At 51.5% G+C, this 19,718-nt stretch carries 21 protein-coding genes, 2 pseudogenes and 1 riboswitch; of the genes and pseudogenes, 3 read left to right on the top strand and 20 right to left on the bottom strand.

All coding sequences use genetic code 11. From position 1 onward, the window contains the following. Positions 1-108: 108 nt before the first annotated feature. The 20 genes and pseudogenes from WC562_03395 to WC562_03300 form a co-directional block, all read right to left on the bottom strand. Positions 109-681 (bottom strand): transposase, encoded by a 573-nt coding sequence (locus WC562_03395; protein ID MFA5055203.1) that lies wholly within the window; start codon positions 679-681, stop codon positions 109-111. Positions 682-770: 89 nt separating this feature from the next. Continuing rightward, a complete protein-coding gene (gene recO, locus WC562_03390) occupies positions 771-1,535 on the bottom strand; it encodes a DNA repair protein RecO (protein MFA5055202.1) in 765 nt (254 codons plus the stop codon). Between the two features lie 25 nt (positions 1,536-1,560). Then, positions 1,561-2,493: an alpha/beta hydrolase gene (locus WC562_03385; protein ID MFA5055201.1), complete on the bottom strand. Its 933-nt coding sequence runs from the start codon at positions 2,491-2,493 to the stop codon at positions 1,561-1,563. Positions 2,494-2,559: 66 nt separating this feature from the next. Then, positions 2,560-2,994 (bottom strand): FKBP-type peptidyl-prolyl cis-trans isomerase, encoded by a 435-nt coding sequence (locus WC562_03380; protein MFA5055200.1) that lies wholly within the window; start codon positions 2,992-2,994, stop codon positions 2,560-2,562. Positions 2,995-3,033: 39 nt separating this feature from the next. Continuing rightward, a complete protein-coding gene (locus tag WC562_03375) occupies positions 3,034-3,552 on the bottom strand; it encodes an FKBP-type peptidyl-prolyl cis-trans isomerase (protein ID MFA5055199.1) in 519 nt (172 codons plus the stop codon). A 56-nt stretch (positions 3,553-3,608) separates the two neighbouring features. Continuing rightward, positions 3,609-4,250, bottom strand: coding sequence for an FKBP-type peptidyl-prolyl cis-trans isomerase (locus WC562_03370; protein ID MFA5055198.1), 642 nt, complete (start codon positions 4,248-4,250; stop codon positions 3,609-3,611). 35 nt (positions 4,251-4,285) lie between these two features. Further along, the gene (locus WC562_03365) at positions 4,286-4,900 is read right to left on the bottom strand and encodes a DNA alkylation repair protein (GenBank protein ID MFA5055197.1); all 615 of its coding nucleotides are present in this window, start codon (positions 4,898-4,900) and stop codon (positions 4,286-4,288) included. Positions 4,901-5,095: 195 nt separating this feature from the next. Next, the gene (locus WC562_03360; protein MFA5055196.1) at positions 5,096-6,430 is read right to left on the bottom strand and encodes a hypothetical protein; all 1,335 of its coding nucleotides are present in this window, start codon (positions 6,428-6,430) and stop codon (positions 5,096-5,098) included. Positions 6,431-6,653: 223 nt separating this feature from the next. After that, a pseudogene (locus WC562_03355) lies at positions 6,654-6,986 on the bottom strand (redoxin domain-containing protein). A gap of 12 nt (positions 6,987-6,998) precedes the next feature. Next, the gene (locus WC562_03350; protein ID MFA5055195.1) at positions 6,999-7,136 is read right to left on the bottom strand and encodes a redoxin domain-containing protein; all 138 of its coding nucleotides are present in this window, start codon (positions 7,134-7,136) and stop codon (positions 6,999-7,001) included. Positions 7,137-7,200: 64 nt separating this feature from the next. Continuing rightward, positions 7,201-7,923 carry a class I SAM-dependent methyltransferase gene (locus tag WC562_03345; GenBank protein MFA5055194.1) on the bottom strand — a complete coding sequence of 241 codons (723 nt, stop codon included), beginning with the start codon at positions 7,921-7,923 and terminating at the stop codon, positions 7,201-7,203. 107 nt (positions 7,924-8,030) lie between these two features. Further along, positions 8,031-10,019 carry a PKD domain-containing protein gene (locus WC562_03340; GenBank protein MFA5055193.1) on the bottom strand — a complete coding sequence of 663 codons (1,989 nt, stop codon included), beginning with the start codon at positions 10,017-10,019 and terminating at the stop codon, positions 8,031-8,033. Between the two features lie 173 nt (positions 10,020-10,192). Next, positions 10,193-10,561, bottom strand: coding sequence for a hypothetical protein (locus tag WC562_03335; protein MFA5055192.1), 369 nt, complete (start codon positions 10,559-10,561; stop codon positions 10,193-10,195). A 10-nt stretch (positions 10,562-10,571) separates the two neighbouring features. After that, positions 10,572-11,183: a recombination mediator RecR gene (gene recR / locus WC562_03330; GenBank protein MFA5055191.1), complete on the bottom strand. Its 612-nt coding sequence runs from the start codon at positions 11,181-11,183 to the stop codon at positions 10,572-10,574. An 18-nt stretch (positions 11,184-11,201) separates the two neighbouring features. Then, positions 11,202-11,504: a YbaB/EbfC family nucleoid-associated protein gene (locus WC562_03325; protein ID MFA5055190.1), complete on the bottom strand. Its 303-nt coding sequence runs from the start codon at positions 11,502-11,504 to the stop codon at positions 11,202-11,204. Next, positions 11,504-13,261 carry a DNA polymerase III subunit gamma/tau gene (gene dnaX / locus WC562_03320; GenBank protein MFA5055189.1) on the bottom strand — a complete coding sequence of 586 codons (1,758 nt, stop codon included), beginning with the start codon at positions 13,259-13,261 and terminating at the stop codon, positions 11,504-11,506. The genes WC562_03325 and dnaX overlap by 1 nt, the downstream gene beginning before the upstream one ends. A gap of 1,019 nt (positions 13,262-14,280) precedes the next feature. Next, positions 14,281-14,448 (bottom strand): hypothetical protein, encoded by a 168-nt coding sequence (locus WC562_03315; protein MFA5055188.1) that lies wholly within the window; start codon positions 14,446-14,448, stop codon positions 14,281-14,283. Positions 14,449-14,897: 449 nt separating this feature from the next. Continuing rightward, positions 14,898-15,083: a hypothetical protein gene (locus WC562_03310; protein ID MFA5055187.1), complete on the bottom strand. Its 186-nt coding sequence runs from the start codon at positions 15,081-15,083 to the stop codon at positions 14,898-14,900. A 57-nt stretch (positions 15,084-15,140) separates the two neighbouring features. Beyond that, positions 15,141-15,761 carry an HNH endonuclease gene (locus tag WC562_03305; protein ID MFA5055186.1) on the bottom strand — a complete coding sequence of 207 codons (621 nt, stop codon included), beginning with the start codon at positions 15,759-15,761 and terminating at the stop codon, positions 15,141-15,143. 50 nt (positions 15,762-15,811) lie between these two features. Next, positions 15,812-15,973, bottom strand: a complete 162-nt coding sequence (locus tag WC562_03300; protein ID MFA5055185.1) for a hypothetical protein — start codon at positions 15,971-15,973, stop codon at positions 15,812-15,814. A gap of 157 nt (positions 15,974-16,130) precedes the next feature. Here WC562_03300 and WC562_03295 point away from each other — a divergent pair, with 157 nt between their 5' ends. The 3 genes and pseudogenes from WC562_03295 (at position 16,131) to WC562_03285 (ending at position 18,090) form a co-directional block, all read left to right on the top strand. Next, positions 16,131-16,412, top strand: coding sequence for a hypothetical protein (locus WC562_03295; protein ID MFA5055184.1), 282 nt, complete (start codon positions 16,131-16,133; stop codon positions 16,410-16,412). A gap of 11 nt (positions 16,413-16,423) precedes the next feature. Continuing rightward, positions 16,424-16,717, top strand: a complete 294-nt coding sequence (locus WC562_03290; protein ID MFA5055183.1) for a hypothetical protein — start codon at positions 16,424-16,426, stop codon at positions 16,715-16,717. A 262-nt stretch (positions 16,718-16,979) separates the two neighbouring features. Next, positions 16,980-17,059: riboswitch (cyclic di-GMP riboswitch) on the top strand. A gap of 89 nt (positions 17,060-17,148) precedes the next feature. Further along, positions 17,149-18,090: pseudogene (locus WC562_03285) on the top strand (hypothetical protein). Positions 18,091-19,718: the final 1,628 nt, after the last annotated feature.

Here is a 19,718-nt window from a genome sequence, read left to right as displayed (position 1 = left end):
ATTAAGCCAAGGCACACTATTATCGAAAATAACTTCATCTTGTACAAATACCTTTTTCTCTGAGTTTGGAAATTGGTAGCGCTTTCATAATTACCCTAGTTTATTTCTTTAGCTGCAATCTGTCGAGCCAGACAGCGAGTCGGGGTTGTAATCGTCCTCGTTCCAGCGGGCGGGGTTATTCAGAATGTATTCCCGCACCTCCGCCAGGTCCGACTCGTTGCGGATCACATGTTCGTAATAGTTGCGTTGCCAGAGTTTGTCGTTAAACATTTGCCAGCCGTTTCCTTTAACATTTCGGATATATTCGTTGGTTGTCATTGTTTTGAGCCATTGTACCGTTTTTTGTAGGGGCGAACCTGCGTGTTCGCCCTTGTCTGGGTTACGAGGGCAGACACATAGGTCTGCCCCTACGGGGCCGGTGTTTTCGATTATGTAATGGACATGGTTTGGCATAATGATATATTCACCTAATACGATTCCTTTAAATTTATTCGGCAATTCGTACAGCCATTTTTCAATCATAAACCCGGCGTCGTTCAATGCCATTTCCCCGTCAATGATTTCACCGAATAAGCATTCCCTATTATGTGTGCAAATTGTTACAAAATAGGCGCCTGCCTGGGAATAATCGTAATGTTCTAATCTAATAGAACGGCGGCGGTTATCTTGTTTGTCTATCATATGTGAATTGCTCGATTTTATTGGGGCGGTTCGCGAACCGCCCCTACGGCAAATGCCATTTTCCCAATAATTGAAAATTTCCTGTGTATCTACATTTGTTCTCTCTTCAGCCTGTCCAGCCATGCCGTCGACTTTAAATCTTTCTCCAGAATGTATCGGATATACTGTCGTAAAATAATCTCCAACTCCTGCATGAGCTCGGCGCTTACCTTTACCTTGCGCGATTTTTCGTAGTCGTTTGTCTGCCAGTAACGCAGAGTCTTTAAAGCGTTGAGCGATATCGGACGGGACAGTGATGCCTTGGCGCGGCAGGCGGGACACAGCACCCCGCCGGCCCCGGCGCTGAAGTAGTTATCCCCCGGCTGCATGCGCGACTTGCAAATAGTGCACTCGTTCAACTCCGGCTTGTATCCCAGGTGCGCCAGCAGGTGCAATTCGAAACATCGTAACGCCAGCTCTCCGTTGTCGCCCTCGCTCAGGCGGTGCAGCGTTGCAAGAAGAAGTTCGTAGACAGGATAGTTGCCGATATGCTCCTCCGCAAGCTGATCGACGAGCTCCGCGGCGTAGAGGGCCAGGCTGGTGCGCCACAGATCGTCACGCAACGGCAGAAAGCCGGATATGGTCTCCGACTGGCTGACAACATCGAGCTTCTGGCCGCGCGCCAGCATCATGCGGCAGTGGGTTAGGAGCTCAAGGTGTCCGGACAGCTTGCTCCTGGGGCGGCGCGAGCCTTTGGCTATAGCGCTAAGCTTGCCAAGGTTCGGCGTGTAAAGCACAAGTATCTTGTCCGCCTCGCCGAGGACGATGCGTTTGAGGACAATGGCATCGGTTTTGTAGACCTTTGGCGTTGACATCGGCTTTATTTCAATGAAATACGGATTAAAGCTGCTTCTGAAGCCAGTTGGATATCAGCTCCAGCAGGCGCTTGTCGATCTCTTGTTTCAGCAGCCGCTTGTAGTTGAATATCGACGGCGGGCCGTCGTCCGTGCGCAGGATGTGGGTCAGGTTCGAAAGGATATGATACTCGACTTTACCCTTGGCCAGGTCAGCCACCAGCGCCGCGTCCTGCGGGTCCACCTGTATGTCTTTATCCCCTGTTATGGACAGGATGGGACAGCATACATTGCGCATCGTGTACTTCGGATCGTATTCTATATGTTCCCGCAGCCACTTAGCGTTTATCTTCTGGCCTTTGTAGCGGAAGGAGTCCTTGTCCGTATTCCTGGCCTTTGTAAATATCGCCTGCTGCGTTTTAACGGGGTCGTATCGTATCAGTTTCCATACGATTCTGTATATGAACCTGGAGAATCCTTTGCCTTTCTTAACATCGTCCATGATCATTTGCGCCTGGTATTTAAGGCCCTCTTCCAGTCGTTTAACCTGTACGCCGAGAAGGATAAGGCCCGCTATAGCCGGGTAGCTTAGGCAAATCCTGGGGGCGATCATCGATCCTTCGCTATGACCCAATAAGAATATTTTCTCTTTGTCGACGTTTTCGTGCGCGGCGAGGAATCTGTAAGCCGCCATGCCGTCCTGCGCCAAATCGTAGAAGCCCGCCGCGTCGAAGGAGCCGCCGCTTTCCCCGCAGCCGCGCTTGTCGTATCTGAGGCTGGCAATTCCTTTCCTCACAAGGTGGTGCGCTATCGTGTTAAAGGCATCTAGCTTTATTTGGGGGGTGTTCTCGTCTCTATCTAGGGGGCCGGAGCCGTGTATCATCAGCACGCAGGGGAAAACTCCATCATCCGAGGGCAGGCACATTGTCCCAGCCAGCCGAATATCACCGGAGATGAAGGTTATTTTGTTTTCTATCATTGCCCTCTTCCAATGCGATTTTCGGTTTCGTTACTGTTATGGGGAAAGGAAAGGGTGGGCGGGCTTCTAAAGTATCTCCATGAGCTTTATCTCAAAGTTCAAGTTCTGTCCGGCAAGCGGGTGGTTTGCGTCTATCTTTAAGCCGTTCTGGAAAACCTCTATCACCGTCACCCTTGTGCTGCCGCCGTTCTGCAGGGGTACACTGAATGTGTCTCCGACGTCCGGGGTATAGCCTTTCGGATACTCGCGGGCGCTGATGGTGTCCACCAGTTCGTCGCGGTATGGTCCGTAGGCCTGTTCGGCCGGTATGTGTATAATCTTGCTCTGATTCGGCTTCATGCCGATGATAGCCTGTTCGAACCCGGGCAGGACTTTTCCCTCCCCCAGCTTTATCTGCAGGGGGGTATTCCCGTGTATCTCCGAAGAGTCGAAAATATCGCCATTGTCCAGCGTGCCTATGTACAGCACCAGCACGGTATCGCCGGGTTTTGCCTTTGCCATCTGGCTCCTTTCGAATCGAAAAAATATAAGCTCGTTTGATTATTCAGTGGATACTATTTCCACCAGCGTTATTTCAAAGTTCAAATTCTGGCCGGCTAGTTGATGAGTATTAAGGAAAGTGACGTTTGTCTCCGACACGTTGGTGACTACGGCGATGATGACCTTACCATTTGTTAACTGTACTTGATACTGCTGGCCAAGGACGGGCGGTTCCGCTCCCGATTCCAGGGTAAGTACCACTTCAAGAGGGCCGTATCCATCTTCGGCTGAGATGCTTACGTCAGAGGACTCGCTCTCGGCCAGTCCTATGACGGCCTGTTCAAAATCGGGGAGCAATCTTCCTTCGCCAATTGTAAACTCCAGCGGGTCGCCGCCATGCAACTCCGACGAATCGAACACTGAGCCGTTTTCGTAGGTACCGACGTAAAGAACCTTTACGGTGTCTCCCTCCTTAGCTGTAGCTGCTTCGCTGGAGCAGGCGCTCAGCATAGAAATACATGCTATCGATACTATAAATAGCACTTTCAGAATTTGTTCAGTCGATCTTTTTATTTTCACTCAGTTCCCTCCGTAGCGCTCAAGTGTTATATGTTCTTGTAATGTCGAAGCAAAGCTCAACCGCTCGTATTTGTGGCAGGCTGCCCCGCCTTTATCAATTCGACTAGCGTTATCTCGAAGTTCAGATACTGCCCGGCCATTTTATTCAGATTTTGCATAGTTATGGTGTCGCCTTCTACTGCAGCAACCCGCGCCTCGATGTATACCCCATCACGTGTAATACTATAATATTGTCCGACAGCGACATTAGTGTTAGGCGGGAAAGAGTCAAGACTTTCTATGAACTCCGCCGGGCCGTAGGCATCCTCAGGCGCCAAGCGAATCGTCTTCGTCTGGTCCACGCTCATGCCTATGACGCCTTTCACGAAGCCGGGTATCATGCTGCTGTTGCCGATGGTGAATTCTAATGGGGCGCTGGCGTTTGCGGAGTCGAATACCGAGCCGTTATCGTAGCTGCCGGTATAGGCTACTTTCACCGCGTCGCCGTCGCGCGCCGTCGTTGCTTCGTTGGACGGCTGTAATCCAATCGCTAATCCTACTACGATTGCGATTACTACAACCGCGCCTAATGCGAATATTTTCCATTTTGGGTATCGTTTTTGAACGTTTGAAATTGTCGCTTCGTACTCAACTTTGTATTTAACTTTAAGTTTCTGGAAACTTCCTGATTTGGATTCGTTTTTCTTTTTCTTGGACATCGTTTATCTAATTCCTCGTTTATGATTTATAGCTATTAGCCTTTCAACCTCGCCTGCACCGCTTCGCTTTTCAATTCGCGCAAGGCGTCGGATGCAATCCACTTGGCGCTGCGCATGCTCATCTTCTGTATCTCCTCTGCTGTCTCGATAGCTTTTTTATTTAGTACGGCGTTGCGCTTGCCGATTTGCCTCAGTGCCCAGTTTACCGCTTTTTGCACGTAGTTTCTACTGTCGCCAGCTTCCCGCTCGATTATAGGAAGGAACTCCAGAAATTTTTCGTCGCCGGCCTTCTTATCTCCGACTGCCAGGCAGGCCATCATGACGAAGCCGGCCCTTTTGATGTATTCTTTTTCGTTGGCGCTCCACTCAACGGCTTTCCCATAGGCGAATTTGGTGCTTCTGAACAGGTTCATGCAGCACTGATCGCAAATGTCCCACGAATCGAAATCACTGACCCATGAGTCGATCAGTTTCTCCGTAGTTCTATCGGGGTCGGCTATCATGCCGGCGATTATACGCGCCTCGTGTATGCCGGAACGCCATAGCTCTAAGGCCAGTTCGTGATCCGTGCCGATCTCCTTTGCGATGGCTCTCAGGTCAGGGATCGATACCCCGTAGGCTTTCGCAGGTTTTATTCCGTATCTAGCCATTCCTGCCACAGACTTCGGATTCGATAACTTCTGTAGTTTACGTATTATCTCGTCGTATCGCATAAAGAATATAGTTATATCGTATATATTATAGGGATTTGGCTGTAAAGTACAGGTTAATTCTCTGTAGGCCTACCATGCTTTGGTCGTCGCGAGAGGCAGGTCAACCGATGTCCCTGCGTTTTCACTAAGGGATTACACCTTGCTTAGCTTTTCCGGCGGCGGGTCTGAATGCCATACAGTTTTTCGACACGCCGTACACCTGAACATATATTGGAACCTCGGCTCCGTTTTGTACCAGAGATGTGCCATGGATCTTGTCCGGCCGACACGGCAGCCGAGCAGGCCGGGCGTGAACCGGCTCCATTCTGTTTTTCCGCATTTACTTCCGTCACTCTCGTTCTTGCAGACCCATTGCTGTGATGCCAGCGTCCACTTGTGTTTGCCGGCCTTTCCGTTTTTCATGCATTCCGGGCTTTCCGTAGACGACGGTTTGACCGCTGCCCTCACCGTCAGTTGGCATCTGCTGCAGCGGTAGCGTTTCAGTCCCGTCGACTGCCATCTGTGCCAGCGGTACTTCTCATCGACCTGGCCTATAGAACATCCCTTCAATCGCGGCCGGTTGATGGAGATCTCCGAAGCGTTGCAACCGCCGTTGCGGCATCTCCATAAGAAATAGCGCTTCTCCCCCGCGGACCAGACCGGCGTGGTATCGTCGGTGCCCGATGCGGGGAACCACTGATGCGGGTGATCGTCGCCCGTATCCGCCGGAGGGTATGTCTGGAGCCCCGACGGCGATATCTTATCATGCAGGATATTCTTAATGATATGCAGGGTTTCCTTATTCCACATGATGTCGGCGTGCCCGATGCTGGATGTGTCGAGATAATAGTTGCTGGCGCCTTCCAGCACCGCCGTGTGGTTCGGCGCTACCACAACATCGCCGCGGGTCCAGATACTGTGAAATTTTACATGCGGCGTGCGCTCCGGCAGCGAGTGCAATCGGCGCATGAATGGTCCGGCCAGCTGCGCCTGCTGATAGCAAACGGCGGCGCGATTCATGAAGGCATCGAAAGTTATATCTCCGATGCCGGGCATGAGCACGTGCGCTATCTGTTTTATCGGTATGGTGGTGCCGTGGAACGGCGTCGCCATAGTTATTACCCGCGTTATCTTCTGCTTCGCCTCCGGGTTGCCGATTTCGTCCCTGAGGTAGAGCAGGGCCACGATGCCTCCCATGCTGTGGCATACAAGGTTCACCTCGTCAGCCCAGCCCTCGTCTTTAGGCGACAGCCCTTCCGGCAGGGCGTAAGCTTCAACCTCTTTCGCCAGGAATTTCGCGTAGTAGTAGAAATCTTTGTTATGGGCCATAAACTTGCCTGGCAGGTCCGGCTGATGTACCAGGTAGCCCCTATCCTCGAAAAGGCGTTTAATGGCGTTAGGATTGCTTTTAGGCTGTTTCCAGACGGCGCTTGTAGCATCCCAGCCGTGCACAAAGATCGCGACCTTGGCAGTTCGTTTTTTTACCATATGAAATTATCCATTAACCATTGGCGGGCCAAAGAGGGTCGTTTACCAGATAATCAATCCCCTGTATCCCCCAATTCAACTTCGAGATAGGGCGGGTACAAGATTCGCTGCTATAAAAAATTTCTATGAGGGCTTGATTAATCAAGCCCCTACGGCCACACCCGGCTCCCCCTTTAGGATATAACTCTTCCGAGCCAATCGTCGATAGTTCTTGAATCGCTAATTACGCTTTTTCCATGTTAAGTTCGTCGAGTTTAGAGAGCAGTTCGCTGTTTTCAGCTATGTCCGACATTGAATTGCCGTAGTGCTTATAACGTATCATGCCCTTTTTATCTATTATCAGCTGCGCCGGCATGCGCCCCAGCTTGAATATCTTGACCTGCTGCCCGTACAGCTTGGACACGCTGTGTTCAGGGTCGGGCAAACCGATGAACGGCATATCATGGCCGCGCCACCAATCCGCGAAAGCCTTGGGGTTCTCCGGGCCTATGGCTATGACCTCGGCGTCCCTTTTCACGAACTCTTGATACTCCTGGCGCAACTGCGCCATATGCTTTCGGCAGTACGGTCAGACGAAGCCGCGATTGAAAATGAGGACTAAGTTTTTGTCGCCTTTGTACGACGAAAGCCTGACTTTGCGGCCTTCGCTGTCTGCGAGCTCGAAGTCGGGGGCCGGTTTGGACTCGATTATTTCTATGTCGCTCATACCATAACCTCCATTCCGATTGTATGAAGTTTAGCATGAATGCGGGTAAAGTCAATCGAAGGGGCTAAGCCGTTGGCTGCAACTCCGCTGCCGCGGGCTCGCTCTGTGCCGGCACCGCGCCGGATTTCTTAGCCAGTACGATCTCGACGGGCAGCCCAAGTTTTTTTATTCGAATGCTTTTCGACGTAAGGAAACCCGCTTCCTCTAAATCGTCCTGCACGTAGATAGGGCGGCAGTCGACTATGCCGGGAAACTTGTGATGCGCCCAGAGGTAGAGCTTGATCATGAATCCGGGCTCTTCTTTCTTCGATAGGGACGCTACGCATATCCGGCCGTCGTTCTTGAGAACCCTGCGGCACTGGCTCAGAACCGCGGGTATCTCCGTAGAGTGGAACAGCTCCACGGTGAAGCTCATGAATACGGCGTCGAATAGTTCGTCCTTGAAAGGGAGCTGCATGGCATCGCCGCGTTCCAGATAGACCCTGTCGTTGAGTCCCGACTTGCGTACCCTGCCGTTTGCGATTCGCCACATACCATCCGAGATGTCGATGCCGTATACCATGCCGGAGCGTCCCACCGATCGAGCCAGCGCGACGATGCAATGGCCTGTGCCGAATCCGATCTCCAGCAAGGTCTCTCCCTCTTTGGCGTCGATGAGCTTGAGTGCGCTGCTTCTGAGGCTGCTTTCAAATCCGTTCGACAGCAGATCGTACCAGCGGCTCAATCGGTTGTAGCTTTTCCTGGCGACCTCGCCGCGCTCCGTTTTCCGTCTTTCGTCTTCTTGCATCAGACCCTCCTTGCGATAGAGTTCCGTCCGGAAGAGTCGGGATCTCGGTCGTTCGTATCAGACTAGGATAAAAGGCGATTCGCGAATCGCCCCTACGGTAGTCGATATCACCTCACTTCGTAATAAATCGTTATATCCGGGGCTATGGTCTTGACCTCGGAGTCGCTGGCTAGCTTAAAGCGGAATTGCATTTCGTTCTGATGGCTGTCTATAGCCTCCTGCATATCGTCCACAGAATGTACCCAAAACTCATGCCTGGAATGATAGCCGTAACAATTTATCTCCCTGCTATTGACGACCTCTTCGCCGGGCGCGCCGAAGTCGCCGGGGTCGAGTGTGCCGTATGAAAGACGCTCGATGATTAAATCACCGACGGGGCCCTCGCTGCACGATAACTCCGGCCAAATATTTACGTATATATAGGCGGCAAGAACGGTGCTTCCATCGGGGACATCGTCGGGGAGGGTGAAGCTGAAGAAGTATCTCTGGGTGTCATCGTAGCCGAACCACAGGTTGCCGCTGTGTTCGCTGAGGCCGGTGACCACCGTTCCAGATGAGGTCACGTATCCCGAGTTCGCGGCGTCGGGGAGCAGCAGCGCCTCGCCGTCGGGCGGGGGATCCTCCCAGAGCGTGCAGTATGCTTCCAACGGCGACCATGCGTGGGGGAACTCCATGCCCTCGATGTAACCGGCGTCCAGATCGCGGCTGTCGCTGTCGCCGGCGTTGTTGAACGCCGTCAGGAGCAGCACCACGCTGGGCGGCACGGTCAGTCGGTTGGCCTCATAGCAGATATCGTCCCAGTTCTCCGGTGCAAGCTGCTCGCACACGCTGGCGTACATGCTGCTGGTCCATTCCGCGCCGCTGTCCTCCGGGTTCGGGTCGCTGTCCGTGTCGACATCGCCCTTGGCCGGGAACAGGGAACTGGTGGCCGTGAGCACCAGCTTGACGTTTGAGAGCTCGCTCAGGTCGTCGATGAAGCTGCCGATGTGGCAGGACTCCAGTAATATACTGAACGTCGTTCCAGGATGCCCCTCGATGAAATCGACCAGGTCGTCGGCGTACAAGACCGAGCCGCCCAGCACGATAAGGTCTATGTTGCCATGGCCGATCAGATAGATGGTGATATAGTCGTATCCGTCGGCGCATAGGTCGTCGAGAAGGGAAAACAGGTCATCGGGCGTGTTATCGGGGTCGGCGACCTCGTAGGTTTCGCCCGGCGTGATGTAATAGTCGAACAGCACCGACATCTGCCAGGCGCTCATGAGCCCGTCCCATCTAAGCGCCTCTCCGTCTATTATGCCTTCCACTATTACCGATGCCTCGCGCCACTGATGCTGCTGCGGCACCTGCACCTGCGGTGTGACGATATCTTCCGAATACGGACGCGCGACGTCCGCGCTGTAGAACCGGTTGTCCTCGTCCCAGTACTCCTCCTCGTCGTCGACGTAGCCCGGCGCCCGGCCGTTTATCAGCGGCCACCACGACTCTGTCGAAACGCTGATTTCACCGCTGTCCTTTCCGACTAAGACGAAGAGCACGTCGTGGGCATAGAATGTTTCGGGATGCAGGTCGATGAAATAAAAATAGCTCTCCTCGTCGATCACCTGCTTTTCCCCATCGTATGGCGCTATCGTGTCCCCCGGCTTCAGAGTGTCATCGAGCTTGAAGCCGATTATCGGCCCGTCGAAGTTCATCGGCTCGATGATGTAGTCGATTACGGCATTGGCCGCCGCTTGCTCGTCCAGGGGCGCGTTGGAGACGACCAGCGTCGCCGATTCCTCCTGGGAGCACGCACCGTCGTCGTCGCAGACCTTTAGCGATATAGTATGCTGACCTTCCGAGAGCGTGTCGATGCTTAGCGTCGATCCATTGCCCAGCGCGCCGTCGATGCTGGAGCGCCACTCGTAGCCGGCGATGTTGCCATCTTCGTCGCTGCCGTGGCCGGTAAATACGACGGTTTGTCCGGTTTGCGGGTTCGATGGTGAAATGGAATCGATATAGGCCGTCGGCGGCTTGTTGGGGCTGGAGCAGGCGGAGGCGATTAGCAGCGGCAGCGGCAGCAGCAGCGATATTGCGATTAGAGTTTGTAGTTTCAAGTTCATCAACCCCCTGTTATCCCCCGATTCAACTTCGAGATAGGGCGAACACAAAGGTTCGCCCCTACGGGGAATTTAAAAAAGATAGGAGACACCTCCTAAAGCCCCGGTCCTTCCATGATATTCAGAAATATGGAAGGACACATCTTTTAAACGCTTCCAACCAAGCTACCCTAAGTGAGAACGAGAACCACGCTGACTATGGAGAGCGCGAAGATCGTTGCGAACATACCCACCATCGGCCACTTACGCTGCTGGGCGAAGTAGCCCGGGCTGTTTATGACGGTGTAGATGAGCATGCCGATGGAAACGAGATAAACATTTTCCGCCCAGTCGAAATCGAGCAGAAGAGCGATACCGCCGACAATGAGCAGGGTGGCGGTCAGGAACTCGGCTGCCCAGTGGAAGCGCATCTCGATCAGGCCTCTGCCCGCGGTCGCATCGTCTTCCAGGCTGGGGACGCGCTTTTTAGCTATCGTTATCGTCCATTGCGCTATCATCATTACACCTACGATGATTGCAAATATGGATGCTAATAGCATTAAGCCCCTCTTATATCTCCTGTCTATTTTCGAGCGCCCTCGTCAGCGTAACCTCGTCGGCGTATTCCAGGTCGGCGCCGAAGGGCAGGCCCCTGGCGAGCCGGGTGACCTTTATTCCGAGCGGGCTGATGAGCCGATGGATGTACATCGCTGTGGCCTCGCCCTCAAGGTTGGGATTCGTCGCTAATATGACTTCTTTTACCTCATCACTCTTGAGCCGTTCGAGCAGTTCGCGCATCTTCAGCTCATCCGGTCCGATGCCGTCGGCTGGCGAGATTACTCCGTGCAGTACGTGATATAGACCTTTATATCCGCCGGTGCGCTCCAGTGGCAGGATATCGAGGGGCTCGGCGACGACGCATATCTTGCTGCGGTCGCGCTTGCTGCCGCGGCAGAACACGCATGGGTCCTGGTCGGTGATGTTCTGGCAGGTTGAACAGAGGATTATCTTGTCTTTGATGGCCAAGATGGCCTCGGCCAGGGAGCGGGCCTCCTCCTCGGGCATGCGGATGAGATGGTAGGTCAGCCGCTGGGCGGTCTTTGGCCCGATGCCCGGCAGCTTGTGAAACTCATCTATGAGCCGCGAAACGGGCTGCGCGGTCGGCACGTAGTCAAGATCCAAGCAAAAGCCTCCCGTTGTTTAAGTAAGGCCCGGTATATTCATGCCGGCGGTGATGGCATTGATACGGCTTGCCGCCAGCTCCTGCGATTTCTTCACGGCTTCGTTAACCGCCGTCAGCACCAGGTCCTGCAGCATCTCTATATCGGAAGCGGCCTCGGGCGCGATCTTAACCGATCTTATCTGCTGGTGGCCGGTGATGACTATCGTCACGGCGCCGCCGCCGGAGCTGATCTCCAGGATTTCGTTCTCCAGTTCCTGATGGGCTTTCTCCATCTTGGCCTGCATCTGCTGGGCCTGTTTGATCATCTTTTGCATGTCCATTATTCGTACTCCTCGTCAACAGGCAGTGCCCCCATCTTAAGCGCTTCATCCACGAGATAGCTCTTAGGCTTTTCCTTCTTTTCCACGATGATGCAGCGCAGCTTATACGGGCTGCCGAATATCTCTTTGACCTTGGCCTCTACCATATGGCGGTACTTGGGGTCCTCTATCTTCTCCTTGTGGAACTCGTAGTAGAACCCCAGTTCGATAACGTCATCCTTAACCGACACCGGCTCACAGGCGCTTCTGAGCAATGCGTCCAGATTGCCGCGCGAGCCCATTCCCTTCGTCGCCTTGATCACCTCGCCCCAGCGCCTGCGCAGTACCTCGATGGTAATTGGGCCGGCCGGCTCTTTTTCCATCGATGCGGCGGTAACCGTCATATCGGTCTCTGTTTCCTGTTCCTCCGGTTCGTCGATATCATCGGGTATGTCGGGCGAGGGCGATTCTTTAGGCGTCTCTATCGGGGTGGCGTCGAGCGTTTCTGACGGTGGCGATTCATGAATCGCTCCTACAGGGGTGATGTCGGCTGGTTTTGTTGCCTTCTCTCGGCGGGGCGCGATGCTCGGCTTTTCCGCTACAGGCGCTTCGGGCGCTGGAGTCGATATTGGCTTCTCCGTCCTGGGCGCCGGCGCCTCGGTTTTCTCGGCAACGGGCGCCGCGCGGGCGGCACGGTCGTCCCGGGCTTTGACCGTGCACTCGACGAGCGCCAGCTCCATGGGCAGCGATGAGAAGCCGTCGCACTGCATCTCCACCTCGCGGAACAACCGGGCCGCTTTCGATAACTGCAGCATCGTGGCATTCTCCGCCAGCTTTTTCATATCGGCGACGATCTCCTTGGGCGCGTTCACAGCCGTTTCGGCCTCTCCCTTCAGGAGGATTAGTCCGCGAAGGTACTCCACCAGTTCGCGGCAGAACTGCTTGAGGTCCACTCCGTCCTGGGTGATGGCATATATAGTATAAAGACCCGCAGTCAGGTCGCTATTAATTAGATGTCTGGCAAGCTCTCTCGCCCGGATGTCTCCGCTGATGCCTAGCATGGCCCTGACCTCGTCCAGCCCTATGTTGCTCCCGTATTGCGCCGCCAGCTGCTCCAGCAGATTCTCGGCGTCTCGCATGGAGCCGGTGGCGCTGCGGCTTATGATATTTAGCGCCGCTTCATCGATCTGTATGCCTTCGCTCTTACAGACCTCGGCCAGCCGTTTGGTCATGGCCGCCTGCGGGATGCGGCGGAAGTCGAAGCGCTGGCAGCGCGACAGAATCGTGAGCGGCACCTTGTGCGTCTCTGTGGTCGCTAAAATAAATAAGGCATGAGGCGGCGGCTCCTCCAGCGTCTTTAGCAGGGCGTTGGCCGCCGCGTCGGTGAGCATGTGCACCTCGTCGATGATGTAGACTTTGAACCTGGCCTCGCCGGGCGAGAAGCGCACGCGCTCGCGCAGCTCCCTTATCTCATCGATGCCGCGGTTGGAGGCGGCGTCGATCTCTATGACATCCATGGCGCGCCCCTCTGTGATGGACTGGCACATGGGGCAGGCGTTGCAGGGCTCCCCCTTGCCGCTCTTCAGGCAGTTGACGGCCTTGGCCAGGATGCGACCTGTGCTGGTCTTGCCCGTGCCCCTGGGCCCGCAGAAGAGGTAGGCGTGTGCCACCTTCTCCGTCTTGAGGGCGTTGAGCAGGGTTTTGGTCACGTGCTCCTGCCCCACCACCTCGGACAGGGTCTGCGGACGCCATTTGCGATAGAGTACCTGCGACGACATTTATTTATTCTCTGGATTTGGTGCGCGATATCGATTGGGAAAAGCAATAGACGGTTGGATAAATTGGTTTCTATATGATACCGTTTTGGAGGAGATTAGTAAACAAGAATTCCTATCGTTGTACGAAGTTATGAATCCCGGTTAGGTTCATCGAAGGGCGGGCATTAGAACAGCAATCTTGGTTGACAAAAGCCGTACGAAAAGATAGATTAATATTTCACCGGGCACGACGTGATCCGTATTTGAGGTAAGTTATGTGGTACTGCACCGTATGTGGTAAAAGAAATATCAGCGATGAGACAAAGTTGACGTGCGACAAGTGCGCTGAGACAGCTAAAGAGCTGGCGGCAAGAGGAAAGGGACTGCCTTCCTTATTTTGTCACTCCTGCGGCAACAAGAATAAAAGTGAGCCGGGTAACTGTGAAAGGTGTAACTACAATAAAGCTCAATCGGGGAGCCTCGTTATCGAACGAGGAGATGTTAAAGTATTATTCCAAAAGATTGACACTCTGCAACTCAGTATTGATAGGCTTCGCCCCGTGTTTTCTGGAGAGAAGGCGAATATCCCGGATAGAGAGGTTGAGTCCGAGAAAGAATTGCACAGGAGCAGGCATACTACTGAGGAAATCAGGACAAATTCGGATCGGGTCCCGTGTCCGGAATGTAATCCGGACGGGAATAACCCGCGTAAGGGGAAGTGCAAGTATTGCGATGGAGCGGGCGGTTGGCCGTGCCGAAAATGTGGGGGAGAGGGTGTCGTTAGGGATAGTGTAGTAGGAATTTTTACTGATGATCTGCCAAAGTGTCCGAAATGTCACGGGGGCAAGTGGTTTGGTTGTGGGTTGTGCGACACCCCTGCAACAGACATGGGTGACGGTAAGATGCGGCCGGGTGACGGATTGTGTCGGCGCTGTCATGGGACAGGTTATTTATAATAGCGGTTTAACGAATGAGGCCTTCTTTTGATTGAGGTCACGTCGCGTTAGGGCATACCGGTTTATGCAAAATCCTGCAATTCCTCAGCCCTTAAGCTTAAAAGTTGCCCAGCCAACCACAAAAGCGATATCAATAACAGCTACAAAACCGGTTAATACGTTTCTCTCCAAGTCCTCCGGTATAAGACTGATAACCGCCAGGGCTATGATGCTGGCCAGAAGGAAATACATTAAAGATTTGAAATGCTCCATAAGAACCTCCTGACAAACCTGTCCTGAAATTTAATATACAGCAAAACGCGTGTTAAAACAAACTGATTCCGGTGAATATTAAGGCAAGCGGTTCAGCATTAAGCTGATTTCCGAACCCCCTGTTAGTCCCCCATACGTTGGGGGACATGTAAAAAATGGGGGACACCCCCATATCCCCCGTCAGGAGACGACTCTCCTGCACCACTCTATTCCGATTGTCATTGCGAGTCCTTCCATGATAGAAGCCTTATGGAAGGATTCCATACACTCTGTTTACGGAAGGATGACGTGGCAATCTCGTCTACTATCAACCCCCTGATATCCCCCAGTCTTGGCTCTTCCATGATAATACTATTTAGAAGGATTCTGCGGAAGGAGGCTATAAGGTTGGGGGACACCCCCATCCTTCCGCGGAAGGATGGGCAGGATAAAGTTCTCCTGCACCTCTTTCAAAATATCGGCCTGTCCAGCGTCTCCGGTTGCTCTAGGCGAATCTTAAAGGAATCGGTTTTCCCCGGCTGTTTTGCTTCCTCTGAAACGTTACAGCAGCGCAGGAATTCCGCGGGAAGCGGGCCCGACTTCATGAGCGCGTTGTCGTCGAGCAGGCACGGGCCGTTGTACCAGCACTTATCCAATCCTTTGGCATCCTTAAAACTTCTCCTTAGCTGCTCTGGAACTATTAGTTCGACAATCTATTTCTGTATTCTCTGTTTCCGTTCTAGGATGCTTTTCAGAATGGAAGGCGCGGCTTCGTCATAGGGTTTGCCAGACTTGACTCCATTGCAGATAAGGCAACATGTCCGCAGATTTGCCTTTTCATGTGTCCCGCCTTTGACTTGAGGAATATAGTGATCGAGCGTGGCATTTTCCTTAGTGACTTTTTCGCCGCAGTACTGACATGTCCAGTTGTCACGATCGAAGACGACGAGACGCTTTGATGAATCATTAAAGTAATTCTCTTCTTCAACCTGTGAGACAGTTATAGCCATTTTCTGTTGAACCAAAGGGATATCACATGGGGGTATGACTGTATACAAGGTGCCTTCGCGATTTGTATCTCCTATGGTAATACAACCATGGTCTTCTAGACGCTTGATGACCTCTGTCATATGTTGGTAATTGGTCTTAATACCACGGGCACCTTTTCCATATCCGTCAGCCATCGTTCGCTTACCAATCCGGAGCTGGTAAGACTCGTTCTTGAGAAAGGAGTGTCGTAATAGGTAGAGGTAAAGCGAGGTTTCGTAGGGTGTGATTTCAGGAAGAAGGTAATCTACGAAATCACAAATCAACTCCTTGGTCTCGTCGTTCATTTCTTCTAGTTCTCTCTGTTTTGAGTGTAATTTTGTACTGCTTGGTGATTTTAGTGAATTATAGGCTTAGAGGTTAACATAGTCAAACGTTTTTCGGCACCGCTGATGTCAGCCCGTCTCAGGTCGGGTATTATTTCGCCGTTTTCTTTGCGCCACCGGTTCCAAGCATCGACGCCTTGCTTCAGTATCTTCAGGTGTTCTTCATTCGCCATTATTTTTGTGTCGACCTTCCGTTCAGTTTGCCGTGTAAGAGTTTATACTAACGGCGGGTTGGGAGCAACTATTTGTGATAGATAGTTGTGGGAAATACCCATTGACCCACAATGGGTAAGGTGGTATAATTGGGTTTGTAGCTGAGAGGTGATGCAAATGAAAGCAACAGTTCATATAGTTGACGAGGAGTTTGTGGAGATCGACACGCGCAAGGTGGACGAGCGGAAGCGCCTGACCCTGGGTGCTGCGTTGGGGGACCTGGACAGAGTGCGCATACTCAAGAATAATCGCGGCGAAATCTTATTGCAGCCGCTTGCGGATATCCCGGCTTCGGAGGTATGGCTGTACACTAACCGGGAAGCGTCCGAGCTGGTGCAAAAAGGCATCAAGGAAGCGGGCGAGGGGAAAGTTTCCAGGATGAATCCGGATAAGCTCTAGGACATCGCACGATGTTTGAGATATTCTGGACGGGTACCGCAAGGGATCAATACGCGCGTTTGAAAGCGGACTCATCGCTGGCAAAAAGATACAAAGCTGTTAAAAAGACCTTTCAATTTATTGCGTCCAATCCCCGTCATCCAGGCCTGCGCACGCACGAGTTCTCCAGCCTCAAGGGGCCGAACGGGGAGAAGATTTTCGAGTCTTATGCCGAGCAGAAAACCCCGGCGGCTTATCGGGTGTTCTGGTTCTATGGTCCAAACAAAGATCAGATTACGATTATCGCTGTAACACCGCATCCTTGAGGGTTATGGTGCTTTTTGATGCTATTGAAGGTGTTCTTCACTTTCAACAATTCCTGTAGATTTCGGCGAGGTGAATCCTTCCATACAATGTTGATCATGGAAGGACGCACCGAGCAAACAAGATTTAATTGGATAAAAATAGACTAAATTAGATAATAATATAAAAAAGAGTGTTGACACAGTATCTCACGTATGTTAAATTATTACTCCAGTGGGCCATTAGTTTTTCCCTTACAAAGTTAATCGGTCAGTATATTTTAGTTCTCGATAAAGGCAAACCACGAGTAATCGCGGGACGCAAAATACAGATCCTGTTAATCATAGGATGGCTGAATTGCCGAAGAACTAGCGTGAATTATTGCAGGCCTTTCTCCTTATGGAGATAGGCCTTTTTGTGTTAAAAGATGGATCATTAACAGGGGGTAGCAGTCATGAGAACATGTCGCAGTATTGGTAAGGCTTGTCTGAAGTGTTCGATATTAAACATAGTGCTTGTGCTACTAATGCTGATGACAGTAGTTCTTCAAGCTATTCCACCTGCACCTGTAGAAGCAGCGAGCATTGCTTCTTCACAAACACCCGACATTCATGTATATAATGATGAATTACCGACACCTACGCCAATACCTATGCCTACAACTACGCCGATGGTGGCAGCAGGAGTGTATCAAACTGCAGGGCTCTTCTCAAACGGCACTGTCGTCGCCACGGGAGAGAACAACTATGGACAGTGCAACGTGAGCGACTGGACAGATATCGTTCAGGTAGCAGCGGGTTACGAGCATACCGTGGGGCTCAAGTCTGACGGCACCGTCGTCGCTGTTGGAAGGGACGACCTCCATCAGTGCAACGTGAGCGACTGGACAGACATCGTTCAAGTATCAGCAGGGGAGAGTCATACCGTGGGGCTCAAGTCTGACGGCACCGTCATCGCCACGGGACGAGACATCGAGGATGAATGCAACGTGAGCGACTGGACAGATATCGTTCAAATATCAGCAGGCATTGTGCATACCGTGGGGCTCAAGTCTGACGGCACCGTCGTCGCCACGGGACGAGACATCGAGGATGAATGCAACGTGAACGATTGGGCAGACATTGTTCAAGTGGCAGCGGGTCATACCCATACTATAGGGCTCAAGTCTAATGGCACCGTTGTCGTGGCGGGAAGTAACTACTGGGGTCAGTGCAACGTAGGCGAATGGACAGGCATCGTTCAGATAGCAGCAGCTTACGAGCATACCGTGGGGCTCAAGTCTGACGGCACCGTCGTCGCCTCGGGAGAGAACGACAAGGGACAATGCAATGTGAACGACTGGGTAAACATTGATCAGTTGGCAGCAGGCGGATATCAAACCGTAGGGCTCAAGTCTGACGGTACTGTCGTCGCCACTGGCTGGAACTACTATGGGCAGTGCAACGTGGACGGGTGGAATCTGATATCTACACTGACTCCTACTCCTACCCCTACCCCCACACCCACAGAGTCTGTACCTACGCCAACCGCGGAACCTACATCACCACCTGAACCTATCATCTTTCCTGATGCAGCACTTGAAGCAGCAGTTAGAACTGCAGTGGGTGTTCCAGAGCCAGCTGATATTTATCAGGCTGATTTGGATGCAGTTACCGAATTTTCTCTTGACCAGGAACTTGGGATATCAGACCTTACAGGGATGGAGTGTTGGAGGACTTTAACACACTTAACGATTCAATCCAATGACATTATTGACGTATCATCATTATCTGGTCTTACGAATTTATCGTATCTTTGTCTTGCTGGCAATAAGATTAATGATATGTCTCCATTGCATGGACTTACGAATTTAACATATCTTGATATTTCCCGCAATAATATAAGTGAGGCAGCAGATCTTTCTACACTTACATCTTTGGATATTCTGTTTCTTGATAATAATCATATTTCTAATGTTTCGCCATTATCTGGATTGACTCACACAAATTACATAAGCATAAGAGGTAATAATGTAGAAGATATATCCAGTTTTTCAGCACTGATTGGTATCGCTGTTCTTTATATAGACGATAATAATATTAGTGATATATCTGTGTGTAGTGGTTTGAACTTATGGGAAATTTCTGCGAATGGAAATAATATCTCGGTTATCCCAGACTTAACTGGCAATGTGCATTTACAACGTTTGTATCTTGGTGACAATGATATTAGCGATTTATCACCATTAATAGGATTGTCGAATTTATTTGATCTTGACCTTTCATCAAATCATATTAGCGACTTTTCTGCTATAACTTCCTCTTCTTTGAGTAATCTAGAATATGTTAATCTTCAACACAATAGTATTAGCAACATATCTTGTATAAAGAATCTTACACATAGCCTAGAAAGGCTTTCTCTTGGACAGAATAACATCGATGATCTGTCTGTTTTTTCCGTAATGAGCGATGGATTGGTAAATGACCTTGGCTTATATGATTGCTGTATCGTTGATGCGTCACCACTCGTTGGAGCGCTTTTTTCTGGAGATAGCGTTAATTTAATTGGAAATCCACTAGATGCGTATAACTATGACGTTGTCATTCCATTTCTAAGGTCTGCTGGAGTTTATGTTCAGGCTGATCCTGATCCAAGGCTTCTCAGATATACTTTATCCTGCTCTGGATACTCATACAATGGTACAGAATATAGTATATATGGATGCATGTTTTATGAGACAGGTGGATATATACATTCAAGTTCTGATCCTTGGCCAATGTCTGGAGCCAACGACATAGATTGCATTCTTGTTTCTAGTGGGGGAGAAGAGCCAGGATATGTGATCTTCTACGAGCATGGCCAGAAGGACATTGTTGAAGCAAATATTGGTACAGTTGAAACATACTCTGAAGGCATATTCATTCCAACGGATTCAGTTTATGCATATCAAGGAGATCCCAGTGGCTGGACGTCTCTTGGAGACACTCCGGCATTAGTTGAAGATGTTGACACATATGAGTATGACCTATCCAACTCTGCATTTAC

It is taken from the genome of Dehalococcoidia bacterium, assembly GCA_041649635.1.
Lineage (GTDB): Bacteria > Chloroflexota > Dehalococcoidia > E44-bin15 > E44-bin15 > JAYEHL01.
The sequence above is the reverse complement of the archived record's forward strand: the minus strand, read 5'-3'. Positions and strand labels throughout refer to the sequence as shown.

What these genes read in the sequence shown, in the direction of transcription:
- WC562_03395 (MFA5055203.1), bottom strand. Translation starts at nt 681, where the DNA reads ATGATAGACAAACAAGATAACCGCCGCCGTTCTATTAGATTAGAACAT.
- recO (MFA5055202.1), bottom strand. Translation starts at nt 1,535, where the DNA reads ATGTCAACGCCAAAGGTCTACAAAACCGATGCCATTGTCCTCAAACGC.
- WC562_03385 (MFA5055201.1), bottom strand. Translation starts at nt 2,493, where the DNA reads ATGATAGAAAACAAAATAACCTTCATCTCCGGTGATATTCGGCTGGCT.
- WC562_03380 (MFA5055200.1), bottom strand. Translation starts at nt 2,994, where the DNA reads ATGGCAAAGGCAAAACCCGGCGATACCGTGCTGGTGCTGTACATAGGC.
- WC562_03370 (MFA5055198.1), bottom strand. Translation starts at nt 4,250, where the DNA reads ATGTCCAAGAAAAAGAAAAACGAATCCAAATCAGGAAGTTTCCAGAAA.
- WC562_03365 (MFA5055197.1), bottom strand. Translation starts at nt 4,900, where the DNA reads ATGGCTAGATACGGAATAAAACCTGCGAAAGCCTACGGGGTATCGATC.
- WC562_03360 (MFA5055196.1), bottom strand. Translation starts at nt 6,430, where the DNA reads ATGGTAAAAAAACGAACTGCCAAGGTCGCGATCTTTGTGCACGGCTGG.
- WC562_03350 (MFA5055195.1), bottom strand. Translation starts at nt 7,136, where the DNA reads ATGAGCGACATAGAAATAATCGAGTCCAAACCGGCCCCCGACTTCGAG.
- WC562_03345 (MFA5055194.1), bottom strand. Translation starts at nt 7,923, where the DNA reads ATGCAAGAAGACGAAAGACGGAAAACGGAGCGCGGCGAGGTCGCCAGG.
- WC562_03335 (MFA5055192.1), bottom strand. Translation starts at nt 10,561, where the DNA reads ATGCTATTAGCATCCATATTTGCAATCATCGTAGGTGTAATGATGATA.
- WC562_03325 (MFA5055190.1), bottom strand. Translation starts at nt 11,504, where the DNA reads ATGGACATGCAAAAGATGATCAAACAGGCCCAGCAGATGCAGGCCAAG.
- dnaX (MFA5055189.1), bottom strand. Translation starts at nt 13,261, where the DNA reads ATGTCGTCGCAGGTACTCTATCGCAAATGGCGTCCGCAGACCCTGTCC.
- WC562_03315 (MFA5055188.1), bottom strand. Translation starts at nt 14,448, where the DNA reads ATGGAGCATTTCAAATCTTTAATGTATTTCCTTCTGGCCAGCATCATA.
- WC562_03305 (MFA5055186.1), bottom strand. Translation starts at nt 15,761, where the DNA reads ATGAACGACGAGACCAAGGAGTTGATTTGTGATTTCGTAGATTACCTT.
- WC562_03300 (MFA5055185.1), bottom strand. Translation starts at nt 15,973, where the DNA reads ATGGCGAATGAAGAACACCTGAAGATACTGAAGCAAGGCGTCGATGCT.
- WC562_03295 (MFA5055184.1), top strand. Translation starts at nt 16,131, where the DNA reads ATGAAAGCAACAGTTCATATAGTTGACGAGGAGTTTGTGGAGATCGAC.
- WC562_03290 (MFA5055183.1), top strand. Translation starts at nt 16,424, where the DNA reads ATGTTTGAGATATTCTGGACGGGTACCGCAAGGGATCAATACGCGCGT.